This window comes from Micromonospora fluostatini (genome assembly GCF_050410825.1).
In the GTDB taxonomy this organism is placed as follows: Bacteria; Actinomycetota; Actinomycetes; order Mycobacteriales; family Micromonosporaceae; genus Micromonospora; species Micromonospora rosaria.
Map to the genome: position 1 here is coordinate 3,294,904 of NZ_CP191251.1, position 16,416 is coordinate 3,311,319.

Consider the following 16,416-nt stretch of genomic DNA (forward strand, 5'->3'; position numbering starts at 1 on the left):
GGGCGGGACGCACCGCCGCATCTGTGAAACATGGTGTCGCTGGAAACCAAAGGGGTCCGTGGTTCCCAGCGCGGGGAAAACTAGCGGTCAACGGAGCTTTCGGCAACGTGGGCACGCGCCCATCGACGCAAAGTGACCGAGCCGTCAGTCAGTCGACAGGGCTCAACACGGCCCGGCAGTCGCTCCGTACGCGGTCCGCAGCAGCCCGTAGCGCGGCCACGTCCGGACCCGCGTTGAGCACCTCCCGGGAGTACGACGGCAGCACCGCGGGCAGGCTGGAACCGAAGACGACACGCAGGTCCGCCGCCGTGGCGCCCTGCGCGCCGAGCCCCGGCGCGAGCAGCGGACCGCCCACCGCGGAGAGGTCGTGCCCTGTCTCGCCGATGGTCGCCCCGACCACCAGCCCGAAACTTCCGAGCGGCTCCGCACCCCTGTTGAGCTGGGAAATCTCATCAATTACGGTCTGCGCCACGGTCCTTCCGTCGGGACCGACCGCCCGTTGGACCGAGGCCCCCTCGGGATTCGAGGTGAGCGCCAGCACGAAGACGCCGCCGCCGTGCGCGGCAGCCAGATCGAACATCGGGGCCAGCGAGCCGACGCCCAGGTAGGGGCTCGCCGTGACCGCGTCGACATACAGCGGGCTGGATGGATCGAGGTACGCGGAGGCGTACGCGCTGACGGTCGAACCGATGTCGCCGCGCTTGACGTCGAGCAGAACGAGCGAGCCGACATCTCGTAACTGTCGGATAGTTGACTCAAGAACCGACACGCCCGAGGCGCCGAACCGCTCGAAGAACGCCGACTGCGGCTTCACCACCGCGACCCCGTCCCCGATGGCCTCCACCACGGTCCGGGCGAACCGCTCCAGCCCCGTCACCGTGTCGGGCAGCCCCCACCGGGCCAGCAGCGCCGGATGCGGGTCGATGCCCACGCAGAGCGGGCCCCGCTCGGCCATCGCCCGGTGCAGGCGGCTGCCGAAACTCTCCATCGGTCCGTTCCCCTCTCTCAGTCACGACGGCCGCACGGGTCGTCGTCCCACGCCAGTTCCCCGCGCCACCGGCGGCACCGCTCACGGTCCCACCCGTGCCGGCGGCACGGTCGTCGAATCCACTCGCACCGGTCGCCGTCCCGCCCCCGGCGGGGACGCCGCGTCGCCGGCTCAGCCGGCCGCCACCGCCGCGGCGATCCCGGCCGTGATCCGGGCCAGGTCCGCGTCGTCGGTCAGGTACGGCGGCATGGTGTAGACCAGGTCGCGGAACGGGCGCAGCCACACGCCCGCCGCCACCGCCGCCGCCGTGGCCGCCGGCAGGTCCACCGGATGGTCGAGCTGGACCACGCCGATCGCGCCCAGCACCCGCACGTCGCGCACCCCGGCAGCGCCGCGTAGCGGCTCCAGGCCGGCCCGTAGCGCCGTACCCACCCTGGACACCTGCCCGGCCCAGTCCCCGGCCCGCAGCAGCCCGATGGAGGCGTTCGCGACCGCGCACGCCAACGGGTTGCCCATGAACGTCGGGCCGTGCGCCAGCACCCCGCCGTCGGCGGAGATCCCCCGGGCCACCTCCGGGGTGCAGAGCGCGGCGGCCAGGGTCAGGTACCCGCCGGTGAGCGCCTTGCCCAGGCAGAGCACGTCCGGGGTGACCCCGGCGTGCTCGGCGGCGAACATCGTCCCGGTCCGGCCGAAGCCGGTGGCGATCTCGTCGAAGACCAGCAGGATGCCGTGCGCCTGGGTCACCTCGCGCAGCACCCGCAGGTACTCCGGGTGGTGGAAGCGCATCCCGCCGGCGCCCTGCACCACCGGCTCGACGATCACCGCCGCCAGGTCGTCGGCGTGCCGCTCCACCGCCTCGACCAGCGCCGCGCAGTACGCCGGGTCGGGCGGGGTGTCGAAGCCGTCCGGCGGCTGCGGGGCGAACACCTGCCGGGGCAGCACGTCGGTCCAGAGGTGGTGCATCCCGCCGACCGGGTCGCAGACGCTCATCGGGTGGAAGGTGTCCCCGTGGTACCCGCCCCGCCAGGTGCCCAGCCGGTGCCGCTGCGGCCGGCCGGTGGCCCGCTGGTACTGCAGGCACATCTTGACCGCCACCTCGACGCTGACCGACCCGGAGTCGCAGAGGAAGACCCGCTCCAGCCCCTCGGGGGTCAGCTCGACCAGGGTCCGGGCCAGGCGCACCGCCGGCTCGTGGGTCAGCCCGCCGAACATCACGTGGCTCATCCGGCCGAGCTGGTCGGTGACCGCCGCGTCCAGCACCGGATGCCGGTACCCGTGGATCGCCGACCACCACGACGACATGCCGTCGACCAGGTCCCGGCCGTCGGCCAGGCGCAGCCGTACCCCCTCGGCCCCGGCCACCACGTACGGCGGGGTCTGCGGCGGCAGCGGCGCGTACGGGTGCCAGACGTGCGCCCGGTCGGCGGCCAGGATCTCCTCGGGTGTCACGCCCGCTCCTCCCGTACCCCGTCCGGCGGCGGCCCGACGGTCGGCGACCGGGTCACCGCGCGGCGACCGGCGCCGGTGGCCCGGCGGCGGCCCGCGCCCGCGCGACCGCGCGGGGCAGGGCCGGCCCCCGGTAGATGAAGCCGGTGTAGAGCTGCACGAGGCTCGCCCCGGCGTCGAACATCCGGGTGGCGTCGTCCGGGTCGAGGATGCCGCCCACCCCGATCACCGGCAGCCGTCCCCCGGTCTCGGTGTGCACGAAGGAGACCACCGCGCGGGCCCGGTCGGCCAGCGGCCGGCCGGAGAGCCCGCCCGCCTCCGCACCGCGCGGCACGTCGGCGGCGGCCAGCCCGTCCCGGGCCAGCGTGGTGTTGGTGGCGATCACCCCCGCCGCGCCCCGGGCCAGGCAGACCTCCAGCAGCTCGGCGATGGCCGGCTCGGTCAGGTCCGGGGCGATCTTGACCAGCACCGGCTTCTCCCCCACCAGCGCCGCCAGCAGGGCGTCAAGGTGCGCCTTGTCCTGCAGGGAGCGCAGCCCCGGGGTGTTCGGGGAGGAGACGTTGACCGCGAAGTAGTCACCGTGCCCGCGCAACGCCCGGTACGACGCGAGGTAGTCCTCCACCGCCTCGTCCAGCGGGGTCACCTTGGACTTGCCCAGCGAGATGCCCAGCGGCACCCCCAGCGGGCGGGGCAGCCCCGCCAGCCGGGCCGCGAGCGCCTCGGCACCGGCGTTGTTGAAGCCCATCCGGTTGACCACGGCCTCGCTGTCGCGCAGCCGGAACAGCCGGGGCCGGGGGTTGCCCGGCTGGGCGTGCGCGGTCACCGTGCCGACCTCGACGAAGCCGAAGCCCAGCGCCGGCCAGGCGGGCAGGGCGACGCCGTTCTTGTCCATCCCGGCGGCCAGCCCCACCGGGTTCGGGAACTCCACCCCGAACACGGTGCGGGGCGCCCGCACCAGGTACCGGGAGCGCAGCACGGCCAGGGCCGCCGGCCGCCCGGCGAGCCCGGTCAGCCGCCGCAACGTCCACTCGTGCGCCGCCTCCGCGTCCCCGCCGCCCACCCGGAACAACCAGGGCCGCACCACCCGCTCGAACATCACCGCGTACCTCCCGCTCCGCGCCCCACTCCGCCTCCCACTCCCCGAGCCCTCCGAGCCTCCCGGGCGTTGATCATGGAGTTGACGGCACGCCGGGCCGTGGCGACTGCCGCCAACTCCATGATCGACGGGAGCGACGTGAAGGGGCGGGAGGGACGGGGTGGGTGGGGTGGGTGGGGTGGGTGGGGTGGGTGGGGTGGGTGGGGTGGGTGGGGGGTCACTGTGGGGGCCGGAGGGTGGCGTGGAGTTCCTGGAGGGGGCGGACCTGCATGTCGCCCCGGATCCGGGCCTCGATGCCCATCACCGCCGCCGCCACGCCCGGCACCGTGGTGATGCACGGGATGTCCGCGGTCACCGCGGCGCTGCGGATCTCGTACCCGTCGGAGCGGGCGCTCGCGCCCGAACCCTGCGGGGTGTTCACCACCAGCCCCACCTGACCGCTGAGGATCAGCGACACCGCGTCGTCGTCCGACCCGGCCTGGTAGTGCTTGCGGATCTGTTCGCAGCCGATGCCGTGCCGCCGCAGCACCTCGGCGGTGCCCTCGGTGGCCAGGATCTCGAAGCCCAGGTCCGCCAGCCGCTTCACCGGGAAGACCATGGCCCGCTTGTCCCGGTTCGCCACCGAGACGAAGACCTTCCCGCCGGTGGGCAGCGAACCGTACGCGGCCGACTGGGACTTGGCGAACGCGTGCCCGAAGTGCGGGTCGATGCCCATCACCTCGCCGGTCGACTTCATCTCCGGGCCCAGCAGCGAGTCCACGCCCTTGCCGGTCGGGGTGCGGAACCGCTTGAACGGCAGCACCGCCTCCTTCACCGCGATCGGGGCGTGCGCCGGCAGCGAGCCGCCGTCCCCGGTCGCCGGGAGCAGCCCCTCGGCGCGCAGCTCGGCGATGGTGGCGCCGAGCGCGATCCGGGCCGCCGCCTTCGCCAGCGGCACCGCCGTCGCCTTCGACACGAACGGCACCGTCCGGGACGCGCGCGGGTTGGCCTCCAGCACGTACAGCACGTCGTCCTTGAGCGCGTACTGCACGTTGAGCAGCCCGCGCACCCCCACCCCGTGCGCGATCGCCTCGGTGTACCGGCGGACCTGCTCGATGTGCGGGCCGGCGAGGGTGATCGGCGGCAGCGCGCAGGAGGAGTCGCCGGAGTGGATGCCGGCCTCCTCGATGTGCTCCATCACGCCGCCCAGGTACACCTCACCGTCGGCGTCGCAGAGCGCGTCCACGTCGATCTCGATGGCGTCGTCGAGGAACCGGTCCACCAGCACCGGGTGGTCCGGGGAGATGTCGGTGGCCCGGCCGATGTAGTCGCGCAACGTCGGGTCGTCGTAGACGATCTCCATGCCCCGCCCGCCGAGCACGTACGACGGGCGGACCAGCACCGGGTACCCGATCTCCTCGGCGATCGCCCGCGCCTGCTCGTACGAGGTGGCGGTGCCGTGGGCCGGCGCGCGCAGCCCGGCGCGGGCCAGCACCTCGCCGAACGCGCCCCGCTCCTCGGCCAGGTGGATCGACTCCGGCGAGGTACCGACCACCGGCACCCCGGCGTCCTTGAGCCGCTGCGCCAGGCCCAGCGGGGTCTGCCCGCCGAGCTGCACGATCACCCCGACCACGCCGGGCCCGCCGGCGTCGCGGCCGGAGGTGTCCTCGGCGTGCCAGACCTCCAGCACGTCCTCGAAGGTCAGCGGCTCGAAGTACAGCCGGTCGGCGGTGTCGTAGTCGGTGGAGACGGTCTCCGGGTTGCAGTTGACCATGACCGTCTCGAAGCCGCCCACCGTGCCCTCGGCACCGGGTACGGCCCGCGCCGGGGCCGGCGCGCCGCGCAGCGCCTGGACCGCGTGCACGCAGGAGTAGTCGAACTCGATGCCCTGCCCGATCCGGTTCGGCCCCGAGCCGAGGATGATCACCTTGGGCCGGGCCGAGCCGGTCACCTCGGTCTCCGCGTCGTACGTCGAGTAGTGGTACGGGGTGGTCGCCTCGAACTCGGCGGCGCAGGTGTCCACCGTCTTGTAGACCGGCCGGACGTCGAGCCGGTGCCGCAGGGTCCGGACCCCGTCCTCGGCGGCCAGTTCCGGGCGCAGCGCGGCGAGCTGCCGGTCGGACAGCCCGGCCCGCTTGGCCCGGCGCAGCAGGTCCAGGTCGAGCACCGGGGCGGCGACGATCTCCCCGCGCAGCTCGACCAGCGCGGCGATCTGGTCCAGGAACCACGGGTCGATCCCGCCGGACGCGGCGGTGACCTCGGCGACCGAGGCGCCCAGCCGCAGCGCCCGCTCCACGGTGTAGAGCCGCCCGTCGTGCGGCACCCGCAGCGCGGCGAGGGTGTTCTCCCTCGTCGCGCCGTCGGGATCCGGCTGCGTCCAGAAACCCGCTGATTTGGTTTCCATCGAGCGCATCGCCTTGTTCAGCGCCTCGGTGAAGTTGCGCCCGAGGCTCATCGCCTCGCCGACCGACTTCATCGTGGTGGTCAGCTCCGGGTCCGCGCCGGGGAACTTCTCGAACGCGAACCGGGGGATCTTCACCACCACGTAGTCCAGGGTCGGCTCGAAGGCCGCCGGGGTCTTGCGGGTGATGTCGTTGGGGATCTCGTCCAGGGTGTAGCCGATGGCCAGCTTCGCGGCGATCTTCGCGATCGGGAAGCCGGTCGCCTTCGACGCCAGCGCCGACGAGCGGGACACCCGGGGGTTCATCTCGATCACGACGATCCGGCCGTCGGCCGGGTTCACCGCGAACTGGATGTTGCAGCCGCCGGTGTCCACCCCGACCTCGCGCAGCACCGCGATACCCAGGTCACGCAGGTGCTGGTACTCCCGGTCGGTGAGCGTCATGGCCGGGGCCACGGTCACGCTGTCCCCGGTGTGCACGCCCATCGGGTCGACGTTCTCGATCGAGCAGACCACCACCACGTTGTCGTGGCGGTCCCGCATGAGTTCGAGCTCGTACTCCTTCCAGCCGAGCACGCTCTCCTCGATCAGCACCTCGTGCACCGGGCTGGCGGCCAGCCCGGCCCCGGCGATGCGCTGGAGGTCCTCGTCGGTGTGCGCCATGCCGGAGCCGAGACCGCCCATGGTGAACGACGGCCGGATCACCACCGGCAGGCCCAGCTCGGCGACGGTCGCCTCGACCTCGGCCATCGAGTGGCAGACCCGCGAGCGGGGCACCAGCGCCGCCGGGTCCTCCACCCCGATGCGTACCCCGGCCTTGGCGACGATGTCCTTGAAGAGCTGCCGGTCCTCGCCGCGCCGGATCGCCTCGATGTTGGCCCCGATCAGCTCGACGCCGTACTTGTCCAGCACCCCCGCCTCGTGCAGGGCGACCGCGGTGTTCAGCGCGGTCTGCCCGCCCAGGGTGGGCAGCACCGCGTCCGGCCGCTCCCGGGCGATGACCAGCTCGACGAACTCCGGGGTGATCGGCTCGACGTACGTGGCGTCGGCGAACTCCGGGTCGGTCATGATCGTCGCCGGGTTGGAGTTGATCAGGCTGACCCGGATGCCCTCCTCGCGCAGCACCCGGCAGGCCTGGGTGCCGGAGTAGTCGAACTCGCAGGCCTGTCCGATCACGATCGGCCCGGAGCCGATGACCAGGATGTGCTTGAGATCCGTCCGCTTAGGCATTCGTGCCGCCTTCGATGTGGTTCCGGTCGAGGCCGCGGCCCGCACTCTGCTTCCGGTCGAGGCCGCGGCCCTCGATCAGTTCGGCGAAACGGTCGAAGAGGTAGTCCGCGTCGTGCGGGCCGGCCGCCGCCTCCGGGTGGTACTGGACGGTGAAGGCGGGCACGTCCCGGGCCCGCAGCCCCTCGACCACGTTGTCATTGAGGCAGACGTGGGACACCTCGACCCCACCGAACTCGGTCTCGATCACCTGGTCGGGGACGACCGCCCCGGGCGCGGCCCCCGGCACCTGCACGGCGAAGCCGTGGTTGTGGCTGGTCACCTCGACCTTGCCGGTGACCCGGTCCAGCACCGGCTGGTTGATCCCCCGGTGGCCGTAGCCGAGCTTGTAGGTGCCGAAGCCGAGCGCCCGGCCGAGGATCTGGCTGCCGAAGCAGATGCCGAACAGCGGCACCTGTCGGCGCAGCACCTCACGGGCCAGCGCGGCCGGGCCGTCGGCGGTGGCCGGGTCCCCCGGGCCGGGCGAGAAGAACACCGCGTCCGCGCCGGTGGCCAGCAGGTCCTCGATCGTCGAGTGCGCGGGCAGCACGTGGGTGGTCACCCCCCGGGCGGCGAGCCGACGCGGCACGTTGCGCTTGATCCCCAGGTCCAGGGCGGCGACGGTGAACCGGTGCGCGCCCTCGGCCTCGACCACGTACGGCTCGGCGGTGCTCACCTCGGCCGAGAGGTCCGCGCCGACCATCTGCGGAGCCTCCCGCACCCGGGCCAGCAGGGCGCGGGGGTCGTCCTCGACGCTGGAGACACCGACCCGCATCGCGCCCCGCTCCCGCAGGTGCCGGGTGAGCGCCCGGGTGTCGATCCCGCTGATGCCGACCACGCCCTCGGTGCCGAGCCGGTCCTCCAGGCTGCCCGTGGCGCGCCAGTTCGAGGCGACCCGGGCCGGGTCACGGACCACGTACCCGGCCACCCAGAGCCGGGTCGACTCGTCGTCCTCGGTGTTGACGCCGGTGTTGCCGATGTGCGGGGCGGTCTGCACCACCACCTGCCGGTGGTAGGACGGGTCGGTCAGGGTCTCCTGGTAACCGGTCATGCCGGTGTTGAAGACCGCCTCGCCGAAGGTCTCCCCGACGCTGCCGTACGCCTCGCCGTGGAAGGTCCGGCCGTCCTCCAGCACCAGGATCGCGCTCCTGCGCTTCGCCATCACGCGCCCCCTTCGATCCGGACTGCGGGACTCCGCTCCGCTACGTTCCTCGCTCGGATCACTTGACTGCCTTTCCGTCGAGCACCGTCGCCTCGCCACGCAGGAAGGTCGCCACGATGCGACCCGGCAGCGTCATCCGGGCGTACGGGGTGTTGCGGCTACGGCTGGCCAACTCGGCCGGCTCGATCCGGCGTCGGGCGGCCGGGTCGACCAGGGTCAGGTTGGCCGGTACGCCGGGGGCGGGGTCGACACCGTGCCCGGTCAGCCCGGCGATGCGGGCCGGCGCACGGGAGAGCCGCTCGGCGATCAGGTCCCACTGCGGCCCCAGCACCTCCAGCGCGATGGACAACGCCGTCTCCAGCCCGAGCATGCCGGGCCGGGCGTACGCCCACTCGCACTCCTTGTCCTCCACCGCGTGCGGCGCGTGGTCGGTGGCGACGATGTCGATCACGCCCTCGACCAGCGCGGCGCGCAGCGCGGCGACGTCGGCGGCGGTCCGCAGCGGCGGGTTGACCTTGAACACCGGGTCGTAGCTGGCCCCCGGGCTCCAGTCCGCGGCGACCGCCGCGCTGCCCAGTTCGCCGCGACCGCCCACGACACCCGGCTTGGTCGCGAGTGCGGGGCTCGCCAGCTCACTCCTCCCGCCGACCACCTCGTCGGTCAGCAGGAGGTGGTGCGGGGTGACCTCGGCGGTGACCCGTACCCCCCGGGCCTTGGCCTGGCGCAGCACCTCGACGCTGCCGGCGGTGGAGACGTGGCAGACGTGCAGCCGGCTGCCGACGTGCTCGGCCAGCAGCACGTCCCGGGCGATGATGGCCTCCTCGGCGACCGCCGGCCAGCCGGTCAGGCCGAGCCGGGTGGCGACCTCGCCCTCGTGCATCTGGGCGCCCTCGGTGAGCCGGGGCTCCTCGGCGTGCTGGGCGATGATCCCGTCGAACGCCTTGACGTACTCCAGGGCCCGGCGCATCAGCTTCGGGTCGGCGACGCAGTGCCCGTCGTCGGAGAAGATCCGCACCCGGGCCGCCGAGTCGGCCATCGCGCCCAGTTCGGCCAGGCGCTCACCGGCCAGCCCGACGGTGACCGCGCCGATCGGCTGGACGTCGACCAGGCCGGCCTCCCGGCCGAGCCGCCAGACCTGCTCGACCACCCCGGCGGTGTCGGCGACCGGGGAGGTGTTCGCCATCGCGCAGACGGCGGTGTACCCACCCAGCGCCGCCGCCCGGGAGCCGGACTCCACGGTCTCGGCGTCCTCCCGGCCCGGCTCGCGCAGGTGGGTGTGCAGGTCGACCAGGCCGGGCAGGGCGACCAGCCCGTCGGCGTCGATCTCGACCGCGTCCGGCGCGGACAGCCCCGGGCCGGCCTGCGCGACCACGCCGTCGCGGATCAGCAGGTCGGTCGGCGCGGCGCCGACGACGCTCACGTTCTTGATCAGGTACGCGGTCACCGGTTGTTTCCTCCGAGCAGCAGGTAGAGCACGGCCATCCGCACGGAGACTCCGTTGGCGACCTGTTCGACGATGGTGGAGCGGGGCGAGTCGGCGACCTCGGGGGTGATCTCCATCCCCCGGTTCATCGGCCCCGGGTGCATGACGATCGCGTGGTCGGGCAGCCGGCGCAGGCGCGGGCCGTCCAGGCCGTAGCGGCGGGCGTACTCGCGGGCGGAGGGGAAGTAGGAGTCGCCCATCCGTTCCCGCTGCACCCGCAGCATCATCACCACGTCCACGCCGGGCAGCACCGCGTCCAGGTCGTAGGAGACGGCGGTGCCCGGGGCGAGGGCGGCGGCGATGTCCACCGGGATCAGCGTCGGCGGGCCGACCAGGGTGACCTTGGCGCCGAGCGTGGACAGCAGCAGGACGTTGGAGCGGGCCACCCGGCTGTGCAGCACGTCCCCGACCACCGCGACCGAGAGGCCGGCCAGCCGGCCCAGCCGGGACCGCATCGTGTACGCGTCCAGCAGCGCCTGGGTCGGGTGCTCGTGGGTGCCGTCGCCGGCGTTGACCACCGAGCCGTCCACCCAGTCGGCCAGCCGGTGCGGGGCCCCGGAGGCGGGATGCCGCACGACCACCGCGTCGGCGCCCATCGCCTGGAGGGTCAGCGCGGTGTCCTTCAGGCTCTCGCCCTTGGTCACGCTGGAGCCCTTGGCGGAGAAGTTGATCACGTCGGCGCTGAGCCGCTTCGCCGCCGCCTCGAAGGAGATCCGGGTCCGGGTGGAGTCCTCGTAGAAGAGGTTCACCACGGTCCGGCCGCGCAGCGCGGGCAGCTTCTTGACCTCCCGGCCGGCGACGGTGGCCATCTCGGCGGCGGTGTCCAGGATCTGGGTCGCGGTGGCGGCGTCCAGGTCCGCGCCGGAGAGCAGGTGCCTGATCATGCGTACGCCTGCCTTTCGTCCGCGGGGTCCCGCTCCGCTGTCGTCCGCGCGCTCACCGGGGGTCCTCCCCGAAGAGGCGTACCTCGTCCTCGCCGTCGGTCTCAGCCAACGTCACCTTGACGTTCTCGGCCAGCGCGGTGGGGATGTTCTTCCCCACATAGTCGGCGCGAATGGGCAGCTGGCGGTGCCCCCGGTCGACCAGCACGGCGAGCTGCACCGAGGCGGGGCGGCCGATGTCGCTGAGCGCGTCGAGCGCGGCCCGCACGGTCCGGCCGGAGAAGAGCACGTCGTCGACGAGGACGACCCGGCGGCCGTCGATCCCGCCCGGCGGAAGCTGGGTGGGCCCGACCGCCCGGGTGGCGTGCCGGCGCAGGTCGTCGCGGTAGAGGGTGATGTCCAACACGCCGACCGGAACGTCGAGCCCCTCGAAGGTGCTGATCCGGGCGGCGAGCCGGCGGGCCAGCGGGACACCCCGGGTCGGCACGCCGAGCAGAACGGTGTCGGCGGCGCCCTGGGTCTTCTCCAGGATCTGGTGGGCGATGCGGTCGACCACGCGGGAGACGTCGGCGGCGGTCAGGATCACCTTCACCGAGGGTTGCCGCGCGGGGGACGAACGGGCAGCCGGTGGGTAGGCCACGGCGGACCTCCTTCCCCGCCTCACGGGACGGGTCGTTAAAGGACGTCGGATCCGGCACGGCGACCGCGAACGGCCGCCGACCGGGGCTCACGCCACGTTACCAGTGGTCACCGCGTCGGGATCCGCCGGCCGCTGATCCCCGGCTCAGGGTACAGAAATGGGGACAACTCCCCCGGCCGCCCCAACGGTACGGTCACGAGCACTTGACCAGGTGTCCCAATCCCCGTACCGTCACGCTCCGTAGCGATCGCTGGGAGAACCCCGAGCAGCACTGGGAGTGTCCGAATGCCCTCTGAATACGCCAAGTCGCTGGGCGCCCGCCTGCGCTCCATCCGCCAACAGCAGGGCCTGTCCCTGCAGGGGGTGGAGGAGAAGTCGAACGGGCGCTGGAAGGCTGTGGTGGTCGGCTCGTACGAACGCGGTGACCGCGCCGTCACGGTGTCCCGTCTGGCCGAGTTGGCCGACTTCTACCGCGTTCCCGTCTCCGAGCTGCTGCCCGACGGCAGCGGGGTGCGCCACGAGCCGACCAGCAAGATCGTCCTAGACCTGGAGCGGCTCTACGACGAGGCCTCCGAGGACCTCGCCTACGTGGCCCGTTACGCCCGCGCCATCCAGCAGCAGCGCGGCGACTACAACGGTCGGGTGCTCTCCATCCGCGCCGACGACCTGCGGGCCCTCGCGATCGTCTACGACGCCTCGCCGTCGGGCCTGATCGAGCGGCTCACCGAGCACGGGGTGCTGGTCGCCGACCCGCGGGCGTTCTTCGCCTCCTGAGCGCTGTCGCGGCCTCCTGAGCGCCGTCACGACGGGGCCCGTGCCATCCGGCACGGGCCCCGTCGACGTTCTCTGTGATTCTGCGCTCACCTCGGCGTCCCGCCTGCCGGAACCCGGACGGCGGACCGGGTCGGGCCACCGCCGCCGGGTCGGCCCCGGTCAGCGGGTGGCGTACTCGGCGATCCGGTCGAGCAGACCGTTGAGGAAGCGTGGGGAGTCGTCGGTCGACATCTGCCGCGCCAGCTCCACAGCCTCGCTGATCGCCACCGGGTCGTCGATCTCGTCGACGTAGAGCAGCTCGTACACGGCGATCCGGGCCAGGTTGCGGTCGACCACCGGCATCCGGTCCAGCGTCCAGCCCTCGGCGTAGCTGGCGATCAGCTCGTCGATCCGGTCCAGGTGCGCGGCCACCCCCTCGACGAGGCTGACCGCGTACCCCAGGTGCTCCGGGTGGGGTCGCTCGATCCGTTGCAGGTAGCCGGCGAGCACCTCGACCGGCGGCCGGTCCCGCAGGTCGGCCTCGAAGAGCACGTCCAGCGCCCGCTTGCGCGCCTTGCGGCGCGCCGGCATCTGCTGCTTGGGCCCCTCGGCCATCAGGCGCGGCCGAGGTAACGGCCGTCGCGGGTGTCGACCTTGATCTTCTCGCCGGTGGTGATGAAGAGCGGCACCGGCACGGTCGCCCCGGTCTCGACGGTGGCCGGCTTGGTGCCACCGGTGGACCGGTCGCCCTGCAGGCCCGGCTCGGTGTAGGTCACCTCCAGCACCACGCTGGTCGGCAGCTCGAGGTAGAGCGGCAGCCCCTCGTGCATGGCGACGGTCGCCTCGGCCTCGGGCAGCAGGTAGTTGGCCGCCTCGCCGACGGTCCCGCCCGGGACGGTGATCTGGTCGAAGGTGTCCAGGTCCATGAAGACGTAGTCGTCGCCGTCGGCGTACAGGTACTGCATGGTGCGCTTGTCCACGGTCGCGGTCTCGACCTTGGTGCCCGCGTTGAAGGTCTTGTCGACGACCTTGCCGGAGAGCACGTTCTTCAGCGTGGTACGCACGAACGCACCACCCTTACCGGGCTTGACGTGCTGGAATTCGACGACGGCCCACAGCTCCCCGTCGAGGTTGAGTACCAGGCCGTTCTTGAGGTCGTTGGTGGTGGCCATTTCCTGCCTTGATCGTCGAATGGCGGACAGACCTGGGAAGTCTACTAGCAGGCCGCCGACCGCCGCCGCTGCGCCGACCGCCCGCCCCGACCGGCCGTCCCCGAGGTGGTGGGCCACCCGGGGGCGGTCGGGGCGGGCCGGGGCGGGCAGTCGCCGGCCCTCACCCCGGGGTGGCCCGCGCCCCGGCGGCCGGGGCGCCGTCCACCCGAGGTGAGACTGCCCGGTCGACCCGGACCACGCTGAGGTCCCGGACCACCCGGTCGGCGTCGAGCCGGGACGGGGCGACGGTCGTGGCGACCCCGATCACCCACATCCCGGCCGCCCGGCCGGCCCGTACCCCCACCCGGCTGTCCTCCAGCACCACGCACCGCCCGGGTGGGTGGCCCAGCCGCGCGGCGGCGGCGAGGTAGCCGTCCGGGGCCGGTTTGCCCCGCCCGACGTCGTCGGCGGTGACCAGGCACGCCGGCACCGGCAGCCCGACGTGGCCCAGCCGGATCTCGGCCAGCCGCCGCCAGGCCGAGGTGACCACGGCCCACCGGTCGGCCGGCAGCGCGGCGAGCAGGTCCACCGCGCCGGGCACCGGGACGAGCCCGGTGGTGTCCCGCTCCTCCCACCGGACGAGGTCGGTCACCTCGCGGTCGAGGTCCAGGTGCGGCGCCGCCAGCCGGACGGTGTCGGCCAGTTGGCGGCCGTGGGAGCGCCGCAGCAGCGCCTCGGCGTCCAGCCCGTGCCGGGCGCACCAGGCCCGCCACTTGCGTTCGACGCACTCCCGGGAGTCCACCAGGGTGCCGTCCATGTCGAACAACAGCGCGTCGCAGTGGATCGGGGCCGGTTCCCCGGCCACCGTCACCACCAGCCCGGACCCGCCGGCCCCCGCCGGGCTCACCCGCGCTCGGCGCCGACGAACCGCTGCCCCTTGCCGCGCGTGGCGACCAGTTCCGGGTGTGCGCGGCCCGGGTCGGCGTACACGTTGCCGGCCCGGTCCCGACCCCGGGCCAGGAAGATCTGGTGCTTGTGCCCGACGACGTCGTGCCGGAACCGGACGCCGGTGCTGATGTAGCGCATGGTGAACCCGCACCGGCGCAGGCTGCTGCGGTTGACCTCGCTGCTGTGCACCAGTCCGGCATTGTGGATGCTGTACTGGTTCGGCCGCAGCTGCACCGGCAGCGCCCGGTCGACGGCCACCTGCGACTGGTCGAGTTCCTCGTCGAAGACGCTGTGCTCCGCCGCCGCCCGCTGGTACCGCCCGTCCTGGCCGGTGTGGCTGCCCGGGACGACCTTCATGCAGCCGTTCTCCAGGGTCGACGGGTCGATCGCCAGCCAGATCGTCATGGCCTGCCCGGCCGGCTCGATCATCTCCCGCCAGAAGTACCCGTCGGTGTGCCAGGGCACGCTCTTGCCGTCCCCCGCCGGCTTGCAGAAGAAGTGGGACGTGAAGAGGGCGATGTCCGGCCCGAGCACGCTCTCCACCACGTCCAGCACGTCCGGGTCGAACAGCCACCGGAACAGCTCCGGGTCGGTGAAGTGCGGCACGTCCATGTCCTCGGGCCGGTCGCCCGGCGGCAACGCGGCGATCTTGCGCTCGAAGTGGTCCTTCAGCGCCGCGAACCGTTCCGGCCGCAGCAGGCGGTCGCCCACCACGTAGCCGTCCGTCCGGTACGCCTGGAGCTGCTCGGGACTGAGCCCGTGGTGCGTCTGTCCGGTGCTCATCGGGTCAACACCCCTTCCTTCTCGATCATCGATGCCGTCGTCAGGACCTCCCGGTCCGGCAGGAAGTCCCGCAGCACCCGGTGCCGGGCGCGTACGCCGATGCCGGCACCGTCCACCTCGCCGTCCAGGACGGCGTCGACCAGCTTCCCCAGTCGGCGCAGGTCGGTCGGGTCGTCCAGCAGGAGGCCGTCGACCCCGTGGGTGATCTGCGCCCGGATGCCCCCCACCGCGCTGCCGACGACCACCCGCGACTTCCACATGGCCTCGGCGACGGTCAGCCCGAACCCCTCCGCGAGGCTCTTCTGCACGACCACCGTCGAAGCCCGCTGCACGGCGTTGACCAGGAACGCGTTCTCCGTCAGGTCCGCCATCGGCAGGCAGACCAGGCTCACCCGCCGGCGCTGCGCGCCGGGCAGCGACCGCCACCGGTTCAGGCACTGCGCGTACCAGAACCGTTGTTCGACGTCGTCGGCGATGGCGTCCGGGTCCGGGCCGACCAGCGCCAGGTGCCCACGGCGGGTGCCGGCGGCCACCCCGGTCAGCACCCCGGCCATGTCCTTCAGCCGGTCCCACCGGGAGACCTGGGTGACCAGTGGCTCCCCCTCCGGCGGCGGCCCGTCGGAGACCACCGTCGGCGGGTGGGCGAGCCGGACCGCACCGGACGGGGTCGACACGGTCCGGGGTGCCCCGGGGTCGTCGCGGAGCCCGCAGTGGGCCAGGCCGGCCCGGACCGCCGAGGCGGAGAGCGGGCCGTTCTTCGCTCCGAACGGCGTGATGAAGGGCGGCAGCACGCGCACCGGCCGGTCCCGCATCCGGGGCGGCACGTGCGCGTCGATCGAGAAGACCAACTGCCGGCTCGCGGACAGCATCGGGGCGACGAAGTCCCAGCCACGCTCGGACGCCTCGGTCGGCGCGTCCACCCCGACGTGGCACCGCCAGTACACGGCGGCCACGCGGGCGGCCAACCGGTCCACCAGGCCGGCCGTCTGGTGGTCGTGCAGGACCACCACGTCCCGGGGGCCGAGCAGCCCGACCAGCTCCTCACCGGCGGGGGCGAGGGCGGCGAGGTAGTCGTCGCGTTCCGCCGGGCCGAGCGGGCCGGCGTCGCCCACGCTGCCGTACAGGGCCAACCCGAGCCGTTTGGTGATGACGAAGAACCGGTCGTCGCCGCCGATCACGGCCCACCGGGAACGGACGCCGAGTTCGTGGTAGAGCGGCAGCAGCGTCTGGAGCATCTCCGCGACCCCGCCACCGGCGGCCGTGGAGTTGACGTGCCACAGGGTGCCCTCGTCGCCGAGGCGCGTGCGCAGCGACTCCGCCGCCCGGTGCAGCGCGTCGGTCCGGTCGGGGCCGACGAGCGCGCACAGGTCCGCGAGGACAGGGGTCGAGCTGACGTGCGGGATGGTCAACACGGTGCGGATTCCCTTCACCGGGGGGCC

At 73.2% G+C, this 16,416-nt stretch carries 14 protein-coding genes; 1 reads left to right on the forward strand and 13 read right to left on the reverse strand.

Annotated elements, in window-relative coordinates; genetic code table 11:
* Window positions 1–148: 148 nt before the first annotated feature.
* The 8 genes from pyrF to pyrR all read right to left on the reverse strand — a co-directional run bounded on the left by pyrF (window position 149) and on the right by pyrR (window position 11,342).
* Window positions 149–988, reverse strand: a complete 840-nt coding sequence (gene pyrF / locus ACQUFX_RS14330) for an orotidine-5'-phosphate decarboxylase (protein ID WP_428966526.1) — start codon at window positions 986–988, stop codon at window positions 149–151.
* Window positions 989–1,159: 171 nt separating this feature from the next.
* Window positions 1,160–2,437: an adenosylmethionine--8-amino-7-oxononanoate transaminase gene (locus ACQUFX_RS14335; RefSeq protein ID WP_428966527.1), complete on the reverse strand. Its 1,278-nt coding sequence runs from the start codon at window positions 2,435–2,437 to the stop codon at window positions 1,160–1,162.
* 52 nt (window positions 2,438–2,489) lie between these two features.
* A complete protein-coding gene (locus ACQUFX_RS14340) occupies window positions 2,490–3,533 on the reverse strand; it encodes a quinone-dependent dihydroorotate dehydrogenase (RefSeq protein ID WP_428966528.1) in 1,044 nt (347 codons plus the stop codon).
* Between the two features lie 214 nt (window positions 3,534–3,747).
* Entirely contained in the window at window positions 3,748–7,140 is a 3,393-nt protein-coding gene (gene carB / locus ACQUFX_RS14345; RefSeq protein ID WP_428966529.1) for a carbamoyl-phosphate synthase large subunit, read from the reverse strand.
* Window positions 7,133–8,338: a glutamine-hydrolyzing carbamoyl-phosphate synthase small subunit gene (gene carA / locus ACQUFX_RS14350; RefSeq protein ID WP_428966530.1), complete on the reverse strand. Its 1,206-nt coding sequence runs from the start codon at window positions 8,336–8,338 to the stop codon at window positions 7,133–7,135. The genes carB and carA overlap by 8 nt, the downstream gene beginning before the upstream one ends.
* A gap of 58 nt (window positions 8,339–8,396) precedes the next feature.
* Window positions 8,397–9,782: a dihydroorotase gene (locus ACQUFX_RS14355; RefSeq protein WP_428966531.1), complete on the reverse strand. Its 1,386-nt coding sequence runs from the start codon at window positions 9,780–9,782 to the stop codon at window positions 8,397–8,399.
* Window positions 9,779–10,705, reverse strand: a complete 927-nt coding sequence (locus tag ACQUFX_RS14360) for an aspartate carbamoyltransferase catalytic subunit (protein WP_067366217.1) — start codon at window positions 10,703–10,705, stop codon at window positions 9,779–9,781. Before ACQUFX_RS14360 ends, ACQUFX_RS14355 begins: the two co-directional genes overlap by 4 nt.
* Window positions 10,706–10,757: 52 nt before the next feature.
* A complete protein-coding gene (pyrR, locus tag ACQUFX_RS14365) occupies window positions 10,758–11,342 on the reverse strand; it encodes a bifunctional pyr operon transcriptional regulator/uracil phosphoribosyltransferase PyrR (protein ID WP_428966532.1) in 585 nt (194 codons plus the stop codon).
* A gap of 285 nt (window positions 11,343–11,627) precedes the next feature.
* On the opposite strand from pyrR, the gene ACQUFX_RS14370 reads away from it, so the two are divergent.
* Window positions 11,628–12,116 carry a transcriptional regulator BldD gene (locus ACQUFX_RS14370; protein WP_013285505.1) on the forward strand — a complete coding sequence of 163 codons (489 nt, stop codon included), beginning with the start codon at window positions 11,628–11,630 and terminating at the stop codon, window positions 12,114–12,116.
* 159 nt (window positions 12,117–12,275) lie between these two features.
* Here ACQUFX_RS14370 and nusB read toward each other — a convergent pair whose 3' ends face one another.
* The 5 genes from nusB to ACQUFX_RS14395 all read right to left on the reverse strand — a co-directional run bounded on the left by nusB (window position 12,276) and on the right by ACQUFX_RS14395 (window position 16,389).
* A complete protein-coding gene (gene nusB, locus ACQUFX_RS14375) occupies window positions 12,276–12,686 on the reverse strand; it encodes a transcription antitermination factor NusB (protein WP_211271957.1) in 411 nt (136 codons plus the stop codon).
* Between the two features lie 23 nt (window positions 12,687–12,709).
* Complete coding sequence (gene efp / locus ACQUFX_RS14380; RefSeq protein ID WP_067366227.1) at window positions 12,710–13,267, reverse strand: elongation factor P; 558 nt, start codon at window positions 13,265–13,267, stop codon at window positions 12,710–12,712.
* A gap of 160 nt (window positions 13,268–13,427) precedes the next feature.
* Window positions 13,428–14,153: an HAD-IA family hydrolase gene (locus ACQUFX_RS14385; RefSeq protein ID WP_428966533.1), complete on the reverse strand. Its 726-nt coding sequence runs from the start codon at window positions 14,151–14,153 to the stop codon at window positions 13,428–13,430.
* The gene (locus ACQUFX_RS14390; protein ID WP_428966534.1) at window positions 14,150–14,977 is read right to left on the reverse strand and encodes a phytanoyl-CoA dioxygenase family protein; all 828 of its coding nucleotides are present in this window, start codon (window positions 14,975–14,977) and stop codon (window positions 14,150–14,152) included. Before ACQUFX_RS14390 ends, ACQUFX_RS14385 begins: the two co-directional genes overlap by 4 nt.
* Window positions 14,974–16,389 (reverse strand): glycosyltransferase, encoded by a 1,416-nt coding sequence (locus tag ACQUFX_RS14395; protein ID WP_428966535.1) that lies wholly within the window; start codon window positions 16,387–16,389, stop codon window positions 14,974–14,976. The genes ACQUFX_RS14390 and ACQUFX_RS14395 overlap by 4 nt, the downstream gene beginning before the upstream one ends.
* Between the last annotated feature and the right edge of the window lie 27 nt (window positions 16,390–16,416).